The sequence below is a fragment of the Limisphaera sp. 4302-co genome, from assembly GCF_049537155.1.
GTDB lineage: Bacteria > Verrucomicrobiota > Verrucomicrobiia > Limisphaerales > Limisphaeraceae > Limisphaera.
Genome location: NZ_JBMVQZ010000001.1, coordinates 16,547 through 32,528, shown reverse-complemented (window position 1 = coordinate 32,528; position 15,982 = coordinate 16,547). Strand labels below are relative to the sequence as shown.

The window sequence follows — 15,982 nt, the reverse complement described above, 5'->3', positions numbered from 1 at the left end:
TCCGTGTTCTCCGTGTCTCCGGGGTTGAAAAAAAGAAAACATCTCCGTGGTCTCCCCGTGTCCGTGGTGAGTAAAAAGACAGAATCTCCGGGGTTCTCTCTGTCCTCCCTCGATGAGCACGCGCACACTGGACTGGTGGCGCCAGGCCGAAAGGGATCTGAACCTGGCCCGCCTGGCCCGCGACGCTGCATGTCATGAGTGGGCCTGTTTCGCCGCTCATCAGGCGGCTGAGAAGGCGGTCAACGCCCTGCATCTGGCCCACGGACAGGAGGCCTGGGGCCATGTCGTGGCACGTCTGATCCAGGAGCTTCCGGAGCCCCTTCGACCGGGGCCCGATCTGCTGGAAAAGGCGCGTGTCCTTGACGGTTACTACGTTCCCACGCGCTATCCCAATGGCCATCCGGAAGGGCCGCCATTTGAGCATTACGGTCCCCTGCAAAGCGAACTGGCCCTGCAATATGCCGGTGAGATCCTTGCATTCGTCCGTGATCGTCTGGCCTGACCCGCAGACGGTCCGCACCGCCGTTCGCGACTGGGCGGATCAGCAGGCCCGGACGCATCCCGAGCTTCTGGCCGTCGCCTGTTTCGGGTCGCTCGCCACAGGGCGTTTCGGTGTGGGCAGCGATGCGGACCTCCTGCTCATCGTGGAGCACGCACACGCCGATCCGGCGGAACGGCATCGTCCCTGGCCGGTCGAGACCCTCCCCGTCCCGGTGGACCTCGTTGTCCTCACCCCGGAGGAATGGAATGCCCTGGATCCCGAGACACGATTCGGGCGCATGTTGCTGCACGACGCCGTCTGGATCTGGCACCGACCGCGTTGGCGTCCGCCCTCTTCAACGCCCCAAGCGCCCTGATAAATCAACCGCCACCGCCTCCGTCGCCTGGACCACCGGGACACCGGGAACACGATACAAGGAACCACAGAGACAGAAAAACCACTGTAGAACCACAGAGACACAGAGTTCACAGAGAAAGAAGGAACAACAGAAAAGCTCTCTGTACCCTCCGTGCCTCTGCGGGTCATATAAACAAGATCATCTCTGTGTTTCTCTCTGTGTTCTCCGTGTCTCTGTGGTTGAAAAATGAGAACATCTCCGTTGTCTCGGTGGTTTCCGTACCTCTGTGGTGATTCCCATGCAATTCATTGATCTCCAGGCACAGTACCGGGCCTATCGCGACGAAATCCAGCGGCGCATCCAGACCGTGCTCGAGCACGGCCAGTTCATCCTCGGCCCGGAGGTCAGGGAACTGGAAACCGAGCTGGCCCGGTACGTCGGCGTCCGACACTGCATCACCGCCGCCAGCGGGACCGACAGCCTGGAAATCGCCCTGCGTGCCCTCGGCATCGGCCCCGGGGACGAGGTCATCACCACCCCCTTCACCTGGATCAGCACCGCCGAAACCATCGCGTTGGTCGGCGCCCGACCCGTCTTCGTGGACATCCAACCCGACACTTACAACATCGATCCCGACCTCATCGAACCGGCCATCACACCCCGCACACGCGCCCTCATGCCGGTCAGTCTCTTCGGTCAGATGCCCGACATCGAACGGATCAACGAGATCGCCGCCCGACATGGCCTGGCGGTCATCGAGGACGCGGCACAAAGCTTCGGCGCCACCCGACACGGCCGCCGCAGCTGCGGCGTCACCACCGTCGGCAGCACGAGCTTTTTCCCCGCCAAGCCGCTCGGTTGCTACGGCGACGGCGGCGCACTGTTCACCAACGACGACGCGCTGGCCGACCGCATGCGCGCCATCCGCAACCACGGGGGACTCCAACGCCACCACCACACCCTGGTCGGAATGAACGGCCGATTCGACACCCTCCAGGCCGCCGTTGTTCTGGCCAAACTGCCGCATTTCGACGAGGAACTCCGCAATCGGGAACGCATCGCCCGTCGGTACGATGCCGCACTGCGGCCTTTGCTGAACCTGCCCCATGCCGTGCCGGCGGTGGCGCCCGGTAACACCCACGTGTACGCCCAGTACACCATCCGCGTCCCCAACCGCGACCAGGTGACCGCCAAACTCAAACAACAGGGCATTCCCACGGCGGTTTACTATCCCAAGTGCCTGCATGAACAGCCCGTGTTCCGAGATCTGGGCTATCGGTGGGGCGACTTTCCCGTGGCCGAGCAGGCCTCGCGCGAGGTGCTCAGCCTGCCGATGCATCCGTTCCTGAGCGAGGCCGACCAGGACCGTGTCGTTCACGCCCTCGCCACCGCCCTTTGAACCACGGAGACACGGAGAGTTGAACACCACGCAGACTCTGAGGGAGATTTATAGATAAACCACAGAGGCACAGAGGACACGGAGGAATACACTGAGGCTTTTCCCCGATTTTCTTTCCAACAGCAATGCCACAGAGGGTTTTGCAGGAGATAGAGGGCCAGGATCGCACACAGGGAAAGGGAGTCCACAGAGGCCCGGTGGAACACCACCAAGACACAGAGAGAGATTCATGAATAAACCACAGGGGCACAGAGGACACGGAGATATTTCACTGAGAAGAACTCAAGGGGATTTCCGGCGAATGGAGGCCGATTTTGAACGCTTCGCGCACACCGACCGACCAGGAGGCCCCCCGGGACGATGCAGTTTGTCGGCGGGCACTTTTAGAATGCGACGGTCCCAAGCAGCCAATGGGCACGACATTCAGAAAAAAAGAGATGAGCAGGCTTGCTTGTGGTCATGCCTGCGCCGTTCCCTTTGCTTCCGCGACATCTCGAAAAGAAATCAGAAAACATTTCTGTGTTTTTCCTCTGTGTCCTCTCTGACCCTGTGGTTTTATAAAACCAAAAACCTATCCCAAAACTGTTGACACATCTGCGTGACACGGGTAAGGTGGTGTCGTCCCGAAGCTTACAGCCAGGCGGCTTGAGTGGTTCTGCGCACGCATTCCGGATTGTCCCGGGAACCCAGGAGCGGCCGAGGACGAGAAAGGGCCCCAAGCCCCGTCTCTCAGTGGTCCTGGCCCTGGTCACCCTGGGAAGCGAGACCGCTTCCGGGTCCTGCCCGCAGAAAGCCCCTCTCTCCTGGTTCCAAGCGTAGTGGCCTCTCCGCCCCTTTGGATGCGCCGGGCCTTCCGCATACGGGTGGCCGGGGACGCGGCATATAAGTTAAACCTGGCGGCGTGACTCGCGCCGCCTGGTTCCTTTTCGGGGTGAAGGGTTCGGGTTTTGAAGCGGTGGTGAGGATGCGGCAGGACAGCAGGCTGCGGGGAGCGGGAGGCTTGCGGCCTCAGGTGTCAGGGAAGCCGGGTCCACTTTTGGAGCTTTCCTTTCCGGTTCGGGTGGCCTAGTATCGCTATCCCTTGCCCCAAAGGGGCTGCGAGCGCCGGTACGTGGTGGCCACGTTTCCTGCCAAGCTCCGGAGCCTGCTTGTGTCGGCGAGCAGGCGCCTCACTTTAAAGCATTTCTTCCGCGGCATCAAAAGCCACTTCTTCCTGGGGCAGTTCGCGCAACGCACGCCTTTGGGGCTGCACCGTTTTCTGGCGCTCTGCCTTCTGACCTACCTGCTGGCACACTGCGTGAGGATGGACGGGAAGGGAAGCTGGCGGGAGGCCAGGGAGCGGGCGAGCTAAGCTTCTCTTGCCTGAGTTCGTGGCGCAGGTCGCCCTGCTGGAGCCCCACCCCCTGGGTCTGTGGCCGCAGGGGGAGGGGGTCAGCGTTTATGCGGGACATGCGGCAGGTGCAAGTTTTGAGTTTTGCCAGATTCTTCCTCTCCGCCACAGGAGAACAAACCATTTTTGCTTTTGCCAGCTTTGCAGGCCAAGTTTTTTTGGCCAGGCATCTGACCCAGGATCAATATGGCTTGTTCGCTTTGGCCAGCACTTTCCTCGCCGTAGCAGCCAGCTTGCACGTCACCCTCTGGGGTGAACCCGTGGTTGTCTACGGCAAAAGTCGTTTCCAGGGACTCACGCTTGGCTACTTCCGAAGGGTTTTTCAGCTGCAACTTTATTTTGGGGCAGCTCTTGCAACAGCGGCATTTGCACTGGCGCTCTTAATACTGAGAGCCAAGGAATGGCTTTACACCAGCTTAGCGATAGCTCTCGCCCTTCCGTCCTGGCTCACGCTGACCTTTTACCGCCGGGCTGTTTACGTCTTCCCCGCTCCGCATTTGGCAGCACTGGGCGGTGTCCTGTATACCGGAATTTTTCTTCCAACCCTTTTCTTGCTTCACAAATGCTCCCTTCTTCAAAGCGATACCGCTTTTTTGGCTGTGTTTCTGGGCTCACTGGGGAGCCTTCTCGTTGTACGTCATTTCAAGCCGTTCTGTATACGACAAAACATGGCTCTCAACAAAAAAGACATCTTTCTTCTTCATTTTTCCTATGGAAGGTGGGTCATTCCCGCACTTGCCCTCTCTGGCTTGGCCGGCAATCTGCCATACTGGACACTTGCATCTGCGCACAGTATTGAGGACGTTGCACGTCTACGAGTGCTGGCGTTGCTCTATACGCCTATAAACCTGATCGCCGCAGCCCTTAGCCAACTGGCTCTATCCTCGCTTGCGCCGGTAAGCGTTCAACCTCGCGCTTTCGTGTTTCGCCTAAAAGCGGCTACAGGCCTGGCAATTGCCTTCACCGCACCGTTCTCGTTGGCAACAGTCATCTGGGGGCAACCTGCTCTGCAAGCTCTTTTCGATAATCAATACGCAAGCATCCCACCCTTGTACCTTTCTTTGTTGGCTCCCATTCCCGTTTTGTTGGGGATAGCAGGGATGATGGGCACAGCTTTGAGAGCCCTAAATCGACCACAACGCGTACTTGCCCTTCACCTTTCATCCTCTGCTTTGGTACTCTTCCTCGCCACCATTCTACCGATAAAAATGGGGCTTCCTGGAGCACTGCTCAGCTTGACATTGCTCTTTCTTTTACAAGCCATATCGGGTGCCTATCTAGTGATAGGTACCATCAAACAGATTAGAAACGGGGGATAAACATGTTAAAGGCTTTGTTAATGGCCCAGACAAGCAATCTCGGGGACGATATCCAGGCCTGGCCTGTTTGGAAATTTTGGGGAACGGTCGACGCCGTCCTTGACCGGGATACCTTTGACTGGTGGTACCCTCAGACATTCCGCCTTGACCCTGGGCAAAGAGTTGCTGTAGTGGTAAATGGGTGGTACACTTACAATCCCACGCGTTGGCTTCCCCCTTCAACCCTGGTTCCCTTTTTCATTTCTGTCCATATCTCTCCCGAAATAGCTGACAAGTTTTTTCGTCCAGAAGTGGTGGAGTACCTTTCCCGGTTTGAAATAGGCGCGCGGGATTTAAAAACGGTGGAATTGCTAAAGCATGCTGGGCTCAAAGCTTACTTTTCCGGGTGCCTCACTTTAACGGTTTCCAACTGGCTCACCCGGGATTGCAAGCCGGATAAGTTTCGACCGCTCATCATTGACTTACACGAGAACGCTTTCAAGTATGTGCCAAGGGAAATCATCCGGAGCGCATCAACCTTAAGCCAGGAAATCTCTCCGATAGCCACAACCCTGACCCGGGTTCGGACCCTCCTCGCCCGCACGCCAATTTTCGGCATACTTAAAATGCTGCTTTCAAAAAACCGCGCTGATAAAATGTTGCTAGCACTCCACAGGCCGTTTGTTCCAAGTTCACCATTATTGCGGCTCACCCTTGCTGAAATGCGATTACAGGCGATGGCCAGCGCCTCTGTTATCCTGACCTCTAGGCTTCATGTGGCTCTTCCTGCAGCTTCTCTGGGAGTCCCTGTGGTCCTTGTGCATCCCAGACTCCATGAAGATCCGCGCTTTAGCGGTTTAAGTGACCTTGTCATAAGCTACGATCTGAATGAATTTAAAGATGTGGGTCTTGCTCTTGCCTATGATCAGCTAAGTAATCCCAACGCTCAACTACTAGAACAAATGAAAAGATCGCTTTTAAGCCGCCTAGACGTCTTTCGTGTGCAGATTTCCTACCCAAATGGAGGATGATAATATGAAAGCATCTGTGGATCACCCATTCCTTCGCGGCGGCAGCCCAGTCATCGTCGCTGCGCGGAGACTGGGTGTGGTAAAAGGTTTTGACATTGTCCTACGCGCGTTATCGTTGGTGCTTAAAGAGAGATGAGTGCGGTTGATTTTTTAGGACCAAGGCTCCGAAAGAGCAAAGCTGGAAAGGTTAGCTCAGGACTTAGTATCGTCACACACGTGACTATGCCTGGATTTACGCGCAACCTTCCTGCACACGTAGCACAAGGTGGCCTGTTTGTTTTGAGAGCCGCTGGGAAGGCTTACCAACCCTGCTTATTGACGCTTTAGCTGCAGTGCTACCTGTCGTCGCTACCGACTGTCCCTCTGGCCCGCGGAAAATTCTAGAAGGGGCAAAATGGGGTAAGCTGGTTCCGGCAGAGGATTGTCACGCACTTGCCCGAGGCATTCTTGAAGAATTAAAAACTCCGCTGCTCCCTCCACCGGGTTCCTAGGCACGTTTATCAGAGGAGGTTATTGCCAACCAGTGGTTTTTGCTGTTGGGCGAGGTGCTGGCGTCAACATGTGCATGACTCGTTAAGTGAGATAACATAGAGCCCGTGCCCATGGTCAGCATCGGTATACCTTTTCTCAACCCAGGGCCTTACCTGGACCTCGCCGTACGTTCGGTTTTCGCCCAGACCTATCCGGACTGGGAGCTGATCTTGATAGACGACGGATCCACAGATGGCAGTTACGAGCGAGCCATGGCAATTCAGGACCCCCGGGTCGGCGTCTTTCGCGATAGCCAGAACAAAGGTTTGCCCGCCCGGCTGAACGAGATCGTGCGTCTGGCGAATGGCGAACTGGTGGCGCGGATGGACGCGGACGACGCCATCCACCCCTTCCGCCTGGAAAAACAGATAGCCTTTTTGCAAGCGAACCCAGAGGTGGACGGGGTGACCTCGGGGGCGTACCTCATTGACACCGAAGACAAGCCCATAGCCCTCTTACCGGGTCGCCAGCCCTCGGCGCGGGAGGCCCTGGCGCGGGGTGGGTTTCTGCATGCCTCGCTTCTCGCCCGCAAGGCTTGGTTTGAAGCCCATCCTTACTCCCTGGACTACCCTCGGGCCGAAGACCGGGAACTCTTCGTGCGGACGTTTAGGACCTCGAAGGTCCACGTGCTCCCCGAGCCTCTTTATTTCTACCGCTGGTTCGGGGTGCCTCGAGGGCAGACCCTCAGGACCGGTTACCGTAGTGAAAGAAAAGTGATGTGCAAGTACGGGCCCAGCCTTGTGGGATGGGGACCCAGTTTACACCTTATCATCCTTTCTTATGGAAAGGAGCTAGTAACATGGTTTCTTGAGCGGACCCGCTTGGAAAAGGGTTTCCAAACCAGACGAGCATTCCAGCCCTTGCTAGAAAGGGACCGGAGAGAAGCGCTAAAGATTTTGAAGGCCATAAGGGAAACTCCCGTTCCGGGGTGGGACTGAGAAGAGCCGGATATGTCAACAATACTGATCGCTCTCTTCTACCATACTCTTATCGCCTCTCCCCTCTACGTGTTGGAAAGCGGCCTTCCGCAACCCTTTCATGTTCTGCGCCTTCCCTTGATTCTTGGAAACGCCTTTCGCCCAAATTTCCGCTGGTTTGGTAATGTACTTGAAGCGCTTGTTGGGTCTGCGGTTTATGCTGCAGTTGTGAACGTCTTAACGTACATGCGGTATTTGGATACACACTCACTTTTAAGTGCCTAATACTACATATTTGACGTCGGCATACTCTGGGCAACACAAAACACTCTGATAAACAGCCCTCAAGTCGCCCTGAAGCAGACTAGGCACATCCTTATTGTTCTTGTAAGTCTTAAGCTGCTCCTCTTGATCTCAGGCAAAGGCAGATACTTTGACGGCGTGCGTTTTGCAGGCACTCTCAACGACCCCGATCAGTCAGCGCACTGGACTTTGTGGGTGCTTATCAACATTATCACGACCGAGTACGCTATAAGACGGCAACTGGCGGTCTCAACGTTGATGGCCGTGATCCTCGGCGGTGTAGTCTTGCTGGCTACAGAGTCTCGCTCAGGTCTACTGGGCTTTTTATTGATTTTAGCACGCATCTCTTTGGTCTACACGAGGGATCTGGTTCGGCCCCGGATTCTTTCAAATTCATGGCCATAGGCTTGGGGTTAATCGGTAGCGTGGTCTTAACACGCCTGTCGTTAGGCCTCGTAGAGAACGAAGCAACTCAATGAGCAAACAAGGTGATTAACCAAGCTCAGTTCTATATGGACCGCATCAACGAAGGCATCCTTGAGGGGGCAGGCAATCTGGAGCAGCGCGGCTACGATCGCATGTGGAAATATCCGGATTACTTAATTCTGCGGGCAGGCGAAGGGGCCAACGACCGTTGGGCTGAAAAATGCTCCTTTTTAGCAGAGATACATTCCACACCTGCAGGAGTGGCCTTCTATTATGGAATTCCCGGGGCTGCATTACTCCTGATTGGTTTGATTAGGGCAAGGAGAACGCTGCCGTACTTTTGGATGCGACTGCTGTTTCTCGCGCCACTTCTTTACAGCGTCGGCATTTACAACCTGCGCAACGCACACTTTTGGATGGGCGTGGCAGTCATTTGGTCTGTGGGAGCGCGGCTCCGCAGCTCCTCTCAGCAGTGTCCGAAACCTCCCAGCCAAGCCAAGGGGCTTCGGTGATGAAGATTGCGATTGTCACCCCATATGCTCCCACGTTTCTCCACTTTCGTGGTCCCCTGGTAAAGTACCTAAGGGAACAAGGGCATGATCTTGCCCTGTTCGCTCCGGACTGGACACCCGAGCTACGGCGGACCGTGGAGGGTTTTTCCCAAGGAAAAGTGGAGAGCTACCCCTTGGACCGAACGGGCGTGAACCCTCTTGGAGACCTCAGAACTCTGGCTGCCTTAAGCTTCTCTTTCCTCTACTTAAGTCCCCAGGTGGTTTTGACTTTCCAGCCCAAGCCCAACGTCTACGGCATCCTGGCGGCGGGCCTAGCGCGGGTGCCTCTGCGGGCGGCTGTGGTAGAGGGTCTGGGCTTCGCCTTCACCCCGGGGAGGAAACGCTGAAGAAACGGGTCGTCAGGACGGCCCTCAAAACCCTCTATCGCTTAAGCTTCGCATTCGCCCACAAGGTGTTCTTCCTCAATCCGGACGACCTCAAGGAGTTCGTCTCCCAAGGTCTGGTGCGGCCGGAAAAGGGGGTCCTTCTGGGGGGCATTGGGGTCCCCCTGGAGGCCTGGCCCCCCGCTCCTCCACCAATTGCCCGGCCTACTGCAACAGCTCATCGAATACACCCTCCCGCACCAGACGCTGGAGCAATCGCAGCACGCCGCTTTTGGAGCCAAACCGTCGCGCGAGCTCGTTCCATTTGGCTAGGTTGCCAACGACCATAAGATGCCCACCAGTACCCTGCCCTTGCCGGTCCGAGGGCGGCCGCGCCTCGGGCTCTCGGCAGGGTCGCGATTACGCGGACAGAACCACTCCAACGGTGTATCCATAACTTAACGCACAACTGCCTAATGACGAACACGCGAAAGCTCGTCAACGGCTTTACCAAGGATTTTACTACACGCTAAGTACGTTCTCCCGCATCACTTGACGCATGATCACACAAATACTGTTGGCCCTTGCAATCGCCATCAGCCCGCTTTATCTCTGGCAAAGCGGCCTGCCTCAAATAGGTCACGCCATCGCCGCCCTGCCGGCAGCGCTCCTGTTTTTCCGGGCTAAACCGTGGCGATTTAAACCACACTTATTCGGTTTGGCTTTCGCCGCATATGCTGTCGTTGTCAATCTGGTTGTCTTCGCTCTCTATCGTGACACAAAGACACTTCTCTCCGCTTTTTACTACCCGTTCAATTTCCTTGTATGGAATGCTACAGTGTGGACTCTTGTCGACCAGAACGGCCAAGCGCACACGAAGAAGTTCCTGCTGTTATTGAGGCTGGCACTATGGCTGTTTCTACTAATGGAAACCGCAATGGTTACCACGGGATGGTATACAGGCTGGAAAGCCCAACGCCCCACCGGCACCTTCAATGACCCCAACCAACTTTCTCACTGGGTGGTATGGACGGTCGTCGTCATCACATCTGAAGCGTGGTTGAACCGTCGCAGCCTCGTTGATGGCTTCGCAGCCTTGGTAGCTGGCTCGATTTGTGTGTTTTACGCCGCTTCTCGGTCCGGTGCCATCGGGATGGCAACAGCCATTCTCGGGTACGGTTTCCTCGCTGCCTCATCCCTGAGATTCGCAGCCGCGCTCACGCGCATTTACGCCATTGTCGCGGTTGCAGCAGCGACGTTGATCGTCACAGCGGCCGCTTACGATTCCATCCGGAGCGTCCTTGCCGATGTCCCTCTTAATGCCCTTGCGCGTCTCCAGGAAACAGACTGGCGCCTCGAGCTCGAGAAGCGCGGGTACGACCGGCTCTACAAGTACCCGTTCCTGTGCATAACGGGAGCCGGCGAGGGCGCAGAATGGCGGTGGTACATGCGATGCTGGTTCACCGGTGAGATTCATTCCACACCAGCAAACCTTCTTTTCTCGTACGGCTTACCAGGATCCCTGTTCTTTTTGCTGTTCTGGCTCAAGCAGTGGCTCCGACTCCCAGGGCCGGGCCTCAAGATAATGGCGATTGCCCCACTTGTGTACAGCCTCGGCACCTACAGCTTGAGGAACTGGACACTGTGGATCGGGATGGGTCTGCTTTACGGTCTGGCCCGGTTTGCAGAAGATCGGTACCATCCATTGTGCGACTGTTCCGCCGCCGCAAGTCCCAAACGACCCAACCTCTTAAAGGCTCGTGTAGGTCAAAGTCCTCCCCTTGGTCTGCAGGCATAGAACTGACTCGTGAACATTTTGTACACATTGAGCCAACGCGCAATGCGCACGTCTTCCTTCGGAACATGCAAAAGAAAGCGGCCAGTTAGAACGCTGTGCCTCAACACGTATGTGGACACTAACTACCTTAGGCCGCTCGAGCACGAGAAAAGTGCTAATCTCGCGCTGACCACAACAGCCGGCCTCCACCAAGGCACTGTGTGGGAGCGGTCTGTCGCCCACCCCGTCTTCCCCTGGTGCAGAGAAATGAACACGAGGGCTTTTCCCACCGGATGCACAGCTGCCGAGAATGCCGCAGCGAGGCCACCGTGCGCTCGATCACCCATCGCCGAAGACACCGCCGCAGCGACCGGCCGTCCTGCGTGCGATTCTCCGGCCGACGACTGCTCCGGTGCGGCGCCATCAGCTCCATGCCTCGCGCCGCAAACGCCCGGTCCAGTGCATCGCTCTCCCAAGCCTTCTCGCCCACCACCCGCTCCGCGACCTCCTTCGTCAGCATGAAATCGAACCACCCCTGCGCCAGAGTCGACTCATGCGGCCGGGCCGAACAGCCCTGCACCGCAATCGGCAATCCCCGGCCGTCCACGGCAATGAGGATCTTCACCCCCTTGCCCACCTTCGTGCGCCCGATCCCGTCGCCTCCACCACGTGCCGGACAGAACGCAGCATCCGGAAAGCATTCCTACAGCCGATACTCTCCGCGCTCCTCCACCAATTGCCCGGCCTCCTGCAACAGCTGTTCGAATACACCCTCCCGCACCAGACTCTGGAAGAAGCGGTGCACGCCTATTTTTGGAACCGAAGTCTCGGCGCAGGTCCTTCCCTTTGGCCCCGTCGTCCAGCAACGCAATGGTTCCCGCCAGTGACTTGTGCTTCTCCGGTGGCTGCCGTCCCTGACGCTTGTCGGAGCCTTTGCAATGGCTGGGCAAACGCTGCTTCCCCAGAGATCAGCTCGGCATATGGTAGCAGGTAGTGGCCTGTAGTGTTCCAGTCATAGATTGGGCTGGCCTGTTCTCGGTTCGTAGAAGCGAACTCGGAGGCGGTCCTCATAACACCTTGCCGGCCTCTGGAGCTGGAGTGGAGTCGGCCTGGTACGGTGAGACGTGCACTACGTGAGCAGTGCTCCGACCGATTATCCGAATGCACGGGTCCGGCATGAGAGTCTGTCAAGTCATCACACGAACCGAGGCCGGTGGGGCGCAGGTTCATCTGCGGGATCTGGCGCGTGGTTTCAGAGGGCTGCTGGATATTCAGGTGCTTGCCGGCGGCGATGACGGCCCTGGCTGGCTGCGCAGCGAGCTCGCGGAACTAGGGATTCCGCTCATCCTCCTTCCGCCGCTCACGCAACCGATCCGGCCCTTGCACGACCTGCGCGCCCTGTTCATATGCAGGCGTGTGTTGCGCTCGTTGAAGCCGGATCTGCTGCACTGTCATTCGTCGAAGGCCGGCCTGATCGGACGTCTGGCGGCCAAATCGCTGGGGATTCCGTCTGTTTTCACGGCCCACGGTTTCGCCTTCACTCCTGGTACGCCTCTCGCGCGGCGGTGGCTGGCGCTGGGGTTTGAGTGGATTGGTGGGTGGGTGGGCGACGGGATCATCACCGTCTCTGAATACGATAAAAGGCTTGCGCTGCGTCACGGGGTGGCGCACGGGGCGCCGGTGTGGACCGTGCACAACGGGGTCCCGGATGTGAGCGTCAGAGCCTGTCCAGCCAGGGAACCGCCAGTGATTGTCATGGTCGGGCGTTTCTCGCGGCCGAAAGACCAAAGGCTGCTTGTAGAAGCCCTGACTGCGCTCAGGGAGCTTTCGTGGGAATGCTGGTTCGTGGGCGAAGGCCCCACGGAAGGCGCCTGTCGGACGTACGTAGAGCAAAGGCGGCTCGAGGGCAAGGTGCGGTTCCTCGGAACCCGCCGGGACGTGCCCGATGTGTTGGCAAAGTGTCAGATCTTCGTCCTGGCCAGCAATTGGGAGGGGTTGCCTTTGAGTGTCCTCGAGGCCATGCGGGCAGGATTGCCGGTCGTGGCATCGGACGTCGGGGGAACCCGCGAGGCCATTGCCGACGGTGAAACAGGCTTTCTCGTCCCCCGTGGGGACGCAGTCGCACTCCGAGACCGACTTTTGCAGTTAATCCAAAATCCGTCGTTGCGATTGCAGATGGGTAGAGCTGGACGGGCAAGATACGAGCGGTTTTTCACCGTGGATCGGATGCTCCAAAGGACCTGGGAGGTGTACCGATTGGTCCTCGCCAAGCACGGCAAGGCGCTCCCCCGGTGGGAGGAAGCCGCCGAGCGCAGCCTGGCACGTCAAGGTTTATGAGCGTTTTACTCACTGGAGGAAACGGTTTCATTGGCCGGCGGCTGGTCGAACTGCTGAAGGCGGAAGGGCGTGCGGTTCGCATCCTCGACCGGCGTCCCGAACCGGGTCCGGCGGTCCAAGGGGATCTGGCGGATTCCGAGCAGCTGACACGAGCCGTCGCGGGTGCCGACGCCGTGGTGCACCTGGCAGCGGAGCATCGCGACGACGTGCGGCCCGTGCAGCGGTACTACGACGTGAACGTGCGGGGCACGGAGAATCTGCTCCGAGCGATGGAAGAAGCGGGGTGTAAACGCATCGTGTTCACCAGCACGGTGGCGGTTTATCCGCTTGACGTGCGCGAGCCCGACGAGGACTACCCGCCGGCTCCGTTCAACGAATACGGACGCAGCAAGCTGGAGGCCGAACGATTGATCGAGGCCTGGGCTTCGGCAGCGCCCGATCGATGCGCCGTTGTCGTCCGGCTGTGCGTGGTTTTCGGTGAGGGCAATCGCGGCAATGTTTACAATCTGCTTCGCCAGATTGCCGATGGGCGTTTTGTGATGGTGGGCAGGGGCCGGAATCGGAAGTCCATGGCCTACGTGGGGAACGTGGCGGCTTTCCTGCGTTGGTGCCTGGACCTACCCCCAGGCCTGCACCGGTTCAACTACGCCGACAAGCCGGATCTCACGACCGCCGAGCTGGTGGGACTGGCACGGCGGGCACTGGGACGCGATCGTCACTGGACGGCCCGCATTCACCTCCCTTACGCAGTGGGGTTGGGACTGGGCTATCTGGCGGACGGGCTCGCCCGGGTGCTCGGCAGGCCGCTGCCATGGAGCAGCATCCGGGTCCGAAAATTCTGCGCGGAAACGACCGTCAACACCGCGCGGGTGGAACGGACGGGATTCGTGCGGCCGTTCACCCTGCAGGAAGGTCTCGAACGGATGATCCAACACGATTTTTCGGACAGACGGAACGAGACCCGCGCAATCGGTGCCCCGGAAGCAAAGAGTTCATGAAGGACGGAACAGGTTCCGGTTTGGAAGAGGCCGCCTTTGGCGGCCTTTTTCGTCTGCAGACGCGGCGCGCACGCAGGACATCCACATAGCGAAACCACGGATGTTGTTGCACCCGCCCTGTGCCGGACGAGTGCTCGGGCACGCTGCTGTAGTGGGCAGGTTGACGGTTTCTGCACTCACCGAGTTTTCTATTGATCACCGGTCTGCCGCTGCGGTAGAAGGGGCTTCGGAAGATCCAGCTCGAACCGGAGTCGCCAAAGGCGGCTGAGTGGTTCAGCCGTGGGAATGTCCATGTCGGAGGTGGAATCGTACAAGCTCGGTGCGTGGGCGGTGTGGTTGTACGCGGGCGCGGGTCTGGCCGTGGCGTGGCCGGTTTACCCGCTCGTAATCCGCTGGTTCCGTCCGTGGGCGGAACGGCGGGGGATTTCCTTTCACCAGACCCACGTGACGCCGGTTCCCCGTGCGGGCGGGGTGGTGCTGGCGCTGCTTTTTTTCCTGGCCGCGTGCTCGGCCCACGTGTGGCTACCGGTTCACCCGGATCGGATTGCCGAGAACTGGGGCATCGTGGTGACGAGTCTGGCCATGTTCGGACTCGGCTTTTGGGATGATTTGCGTCCGCTCGGGGCACGGAAGAAGTTGCTGGGACAGGTGGTAATCAGCTTGGCAGCGTGTTTTCTGGTGGGACGCATCGAACTGTTCCGCATCCCCTTCGGTCAGGATGTGGTGTCGCTTGGCTGGTGGGGCATCCCTCTCACCGTGCTCTGGTTGGTGGCATTCACGAACTTGATCAACCTGATTGACGGGTTGGACGGGTTGGCGGGTGGCCTTTCGCTGATGTTGCTGGCCCTGCTGGCCTACGTGGGGTGGAGTACGGGGGCGGTCTTTCCCACCGTGGAGGCGGCGGCGCTGGCAGGCGGGCTCGTCGCGTTCCTGAGGTATAATTTCCCGCCGGCGCGGATCTATCTGGGCGACGGTGGCGCCTACTTCCTGGGTTTCCTGACCGGTCTGCTGGCCATGCGCCTTTCTCACAAGGGAACCGTGGCGGCCGCGCTCGTGGCGCCCCTCTTTGCGCTGGCCCTGCCGATCATCGACACTTCGCTGGCCATCCTGCGGCGCGGCCTCAAGGGCCTGCCCCTCTTCCGGCCCGATCGGCAACACATCCACCACAAACTGCTCGGCGAGGGGTTCAATCAGCGGCAAACCGTTCTGGTGCTCTACGGGTTTTCCCTCGTGGCGCTCTTGATGGCCTTCGGCGTGTTCTGGGCCGGGGAACGAACCGCACCGCTGTTTCTGGGGGTGCTGGTCCTTTTGGTGATTCTGGCGGCCAGCCGACTTCAGTTCGCTCGCGAATGGTTTGCCCTGGGCCGCTTCCTCGGCTCGACGTTGGAAGTACGCAAGGCCGCGCGATATGCACTGGCCCTCAGTCAGTGGTTCGAGCTGGAAGCCGAACGGACACGGTGTCCGGAGCGGATGTGGGAGGAATTCGGCTTTCTCCTCCGCAAGCTGGGTTATACCCGTGTGCGTCTGCGGAGTCCCGCAGGCCGGGAACACGTCTGGACAGCACCGGCTACGCCGGCCGTGCCCGTCCGCAGGGCCGTGGTCCGGCTGCCGCACCAGGGCGGTTTGGAGCTCGAGTTCGAGGCGCCGGAATCGATACCCGAGCGCATCTTCGATTTGCAGACCGAACTGGCGGCAGAGGCCTGGGCCAAGGCACTGGAAAAGTGCGGCCCGGTCCAGCCCCGGCCCGTGGCCCGCACCACCCAACCGGACCCGCTCCACGAACGTTCACGCGCAACAGCCGCTCCCCGCTGCTGACCACGGAGAACCCCACGCAGGTTTTTCCCGTTCCTCCACCACGGAGC

The 15,982-nt window shown here is 58.8% G+C and carries 15 protein-coding genes; 14 read left to right on the top strand and 1 reads right to left on the bottom strand.

What is annotated here, in order from left to right; all coding sequences use genetic code 11:
- The first annotated feature begins 112 nt into the window (after positions 1–112).
- From ACPDIX_RS00095 to ACPDIX_RS00050, 10 genes are all read left to right on the top strand, one after another.
- Entirely contained in the window at positions 113–502 is a 390-nt protein-coding gene (locus ACPDIX_RS00095; RefSeq protein ID WP_423429727.1) for a HEPN domain-containing protein, read from the top strand.
- On the top strand, positions 486–857 hold the full coding sequence (locus tag ACPDIX_RS00090) for a nucleotidyltransferase domain-containing protein (RefSeq protein WP_423429726.1): 372 nt from the start codon (positions 486–488) through the stop codon (positions 855–857). Before ACPDIX_RS00095 ends, ACPDIX_RS00090 begins: the two co-directional genes overlap by 17 nt.
- A gap of 280 nt (positions 858–1,137) precedes the next feature.
- A complete protein-coding gene (locus tag ACPDIX_RS00085) occupies positions 1,138–2,238 on the top strand; it encodes a DegT/DnrJ/EryC1/StrS family aminotransferase (protein WP_423429725.1) in 1,101 nt (366 codons plus the stop codon).
- 1,150 nt (positions 2,239–3,388) lie between these two features.
- On the top strand, positions 3,389–3,589 hold the full coding sequence (locus ACPDIX_RS00080; protein ID WP_423429724.1) for a hypothetical protein: 201 nt from the start codon (positions 3,389–3,391) through the stop codon (positions 3,587–3,589).
- A 98-nt stretch (positions 3,590–3,687) separates the two neighbouring features.
- Positions 3,688–4,947 (top strand): lipopolysaccharide biosynthesis protein, encoded by a 1,260-nt coding sequence (locus ACPDIX_RS00075; RefSeq protein ID WP_423429723.1) that lies wholly within the window; start codon positions 3,688–3,690, stop codon positions 4,945–4,947.
- Positions 4,948–4,949: 2 nt separating this feature from the next.
- Entirely contained in the window at positions 4,950–5,957 is a 1,008-nt protein-coding gene (locus tag ACPDIX_RS00070; protein WP_423429722.1) for a polysaccharide pyruvyl transferase family protein, read from the top strand.
- A 230-nt stretch (positions 5,958–6,187) separates the two neighbouring features.
- Positions 6,188–6,448 carry a glycosyltransferase gene (locus ACPDIX_RS00065; RefSeq protein ID WP_423430164.1) on the top strand — a complete coding sequence of 87 codons (261 nt, stop codon included), beginning with the start codon at positions 6,188–6,190 and terminating at the stop codon, positions 6,446–6,448.
- A gap of 111 nt (positions 6,449–6,559) precedes the next feature.
- Positions 6,560–7,426, top strand: coding sequence for a glycosyltransferase family 2 protein (locus tag ACPDIX_RS00060; protein WP_423429721.1), 867 nt, complete (start codon positions 6,560–6,562; stop codon positions 7,424–7,426).
- Between the two features lie 770 nt (positions 7,427–8,196).
- Positions 8,197–8,646: a hypothetical protein gene (locus tag ACPDIX_RS00055; protein ID WP_423429720.1), complete on the top strand. Its 450-nt coding sequence runs from the start codon at positions 8,197–8,199 to the stop codon at positions 8,644–8,646.
- Entirely contained in the window at positions 8,646–9,032 is a 387-nt protein-coding gene (locus ACPDIX_RS00050; protein ID WP_423429719.1) for a hypothetical protein, read from the top strand. The genes ACPDIX_RS00055 and ACPDIX_RS00050 overlap by 1 nt, the downstream gene beginning before the upstream one ends.
- 201 nt (positions 9,033–9,233) lie before the next feature.
- On the opposite strand, the gene ACPDIX_RS00045 is transcribed toward ACPDIX_RS00050, so the two are convergent.
- Positions 9,234–9,356 (bottom strand): hypothetical protein, encoded by a 123-nt coding sequence (locus ACPDIX_RS00045; protein WP_423429718.1) that lies wholly within the window; start codon positions 9,354–9,356, stop codon positions 9,234–9,236.
- A 211-nt stretch (positions 9,357–9,567) separates the two neighbouring features.
- Between ACPDIX_RS00045 and ACPDIX_RS00040 the strand changes: the two genes are divergently transcribed.
- The 4 genes from ACPDIX_RS00040 to ACPDIX_RS00025 all read left to right on the top strand — a co-directional run bounded on the left by ACPDIX_RS00040 (position 9,568) and on the right by ACPDIX_RS00025 (position 15,935).
- The gene (locus ACPDIX_RS00040; protein ID WP_423429717.1) at positions 9,568–10,806 is read left to right on the top strand and encodes a hypothetical protein; all 1,239 of its coding nucleotides are present in this window, start codon (positions 9,568–9,570) and stop codon (positions 10,804–10,806) included.
- 1,155 nt (positions 10,807–11,961) lie between these two features.
- Positions 11,962–13,122 carry a glycosyltransferase family 4 protein gene (locus tag ACPDIX_RS00035; protein ID WP_423429716.1) on the top strand — a complete coding sequence of 387 codons (1,161 nt, stop codon included), beginning with the start codon at positions 11,962–11,964 and terminating at the stop codon, positions 13,120–13,122.
- Entirely contained in the window at positions 13,119–14,120 is a 1,002-nt protein-coding gene (locus tag ACPDIX_RS00030) for an NAD-dependent epimerase/dehydratase family protein (RefSeq protein WP_423429715.1), read from the top strand. The genes ACPDIX_RS00035 and ACPDIX_RS00030 overlap by 4 nt, the downstream gene beginning before the upstream one ends.
- A gap of 291 nt (positions 14,121–14,411) precedes the next feature.
- A complete protein-coding gene (locus ACPDIX_RS00025; protein WP_423429714.1) occupies positions 14,412–15,935 on the top strand; it encodes an MraY family glycosyltransferase in 1,524 nt (507 codons plus the stop codon).
- The last annotated feature ends 47 nt before the right edge of the window (positions 15,936–15,982 follow it).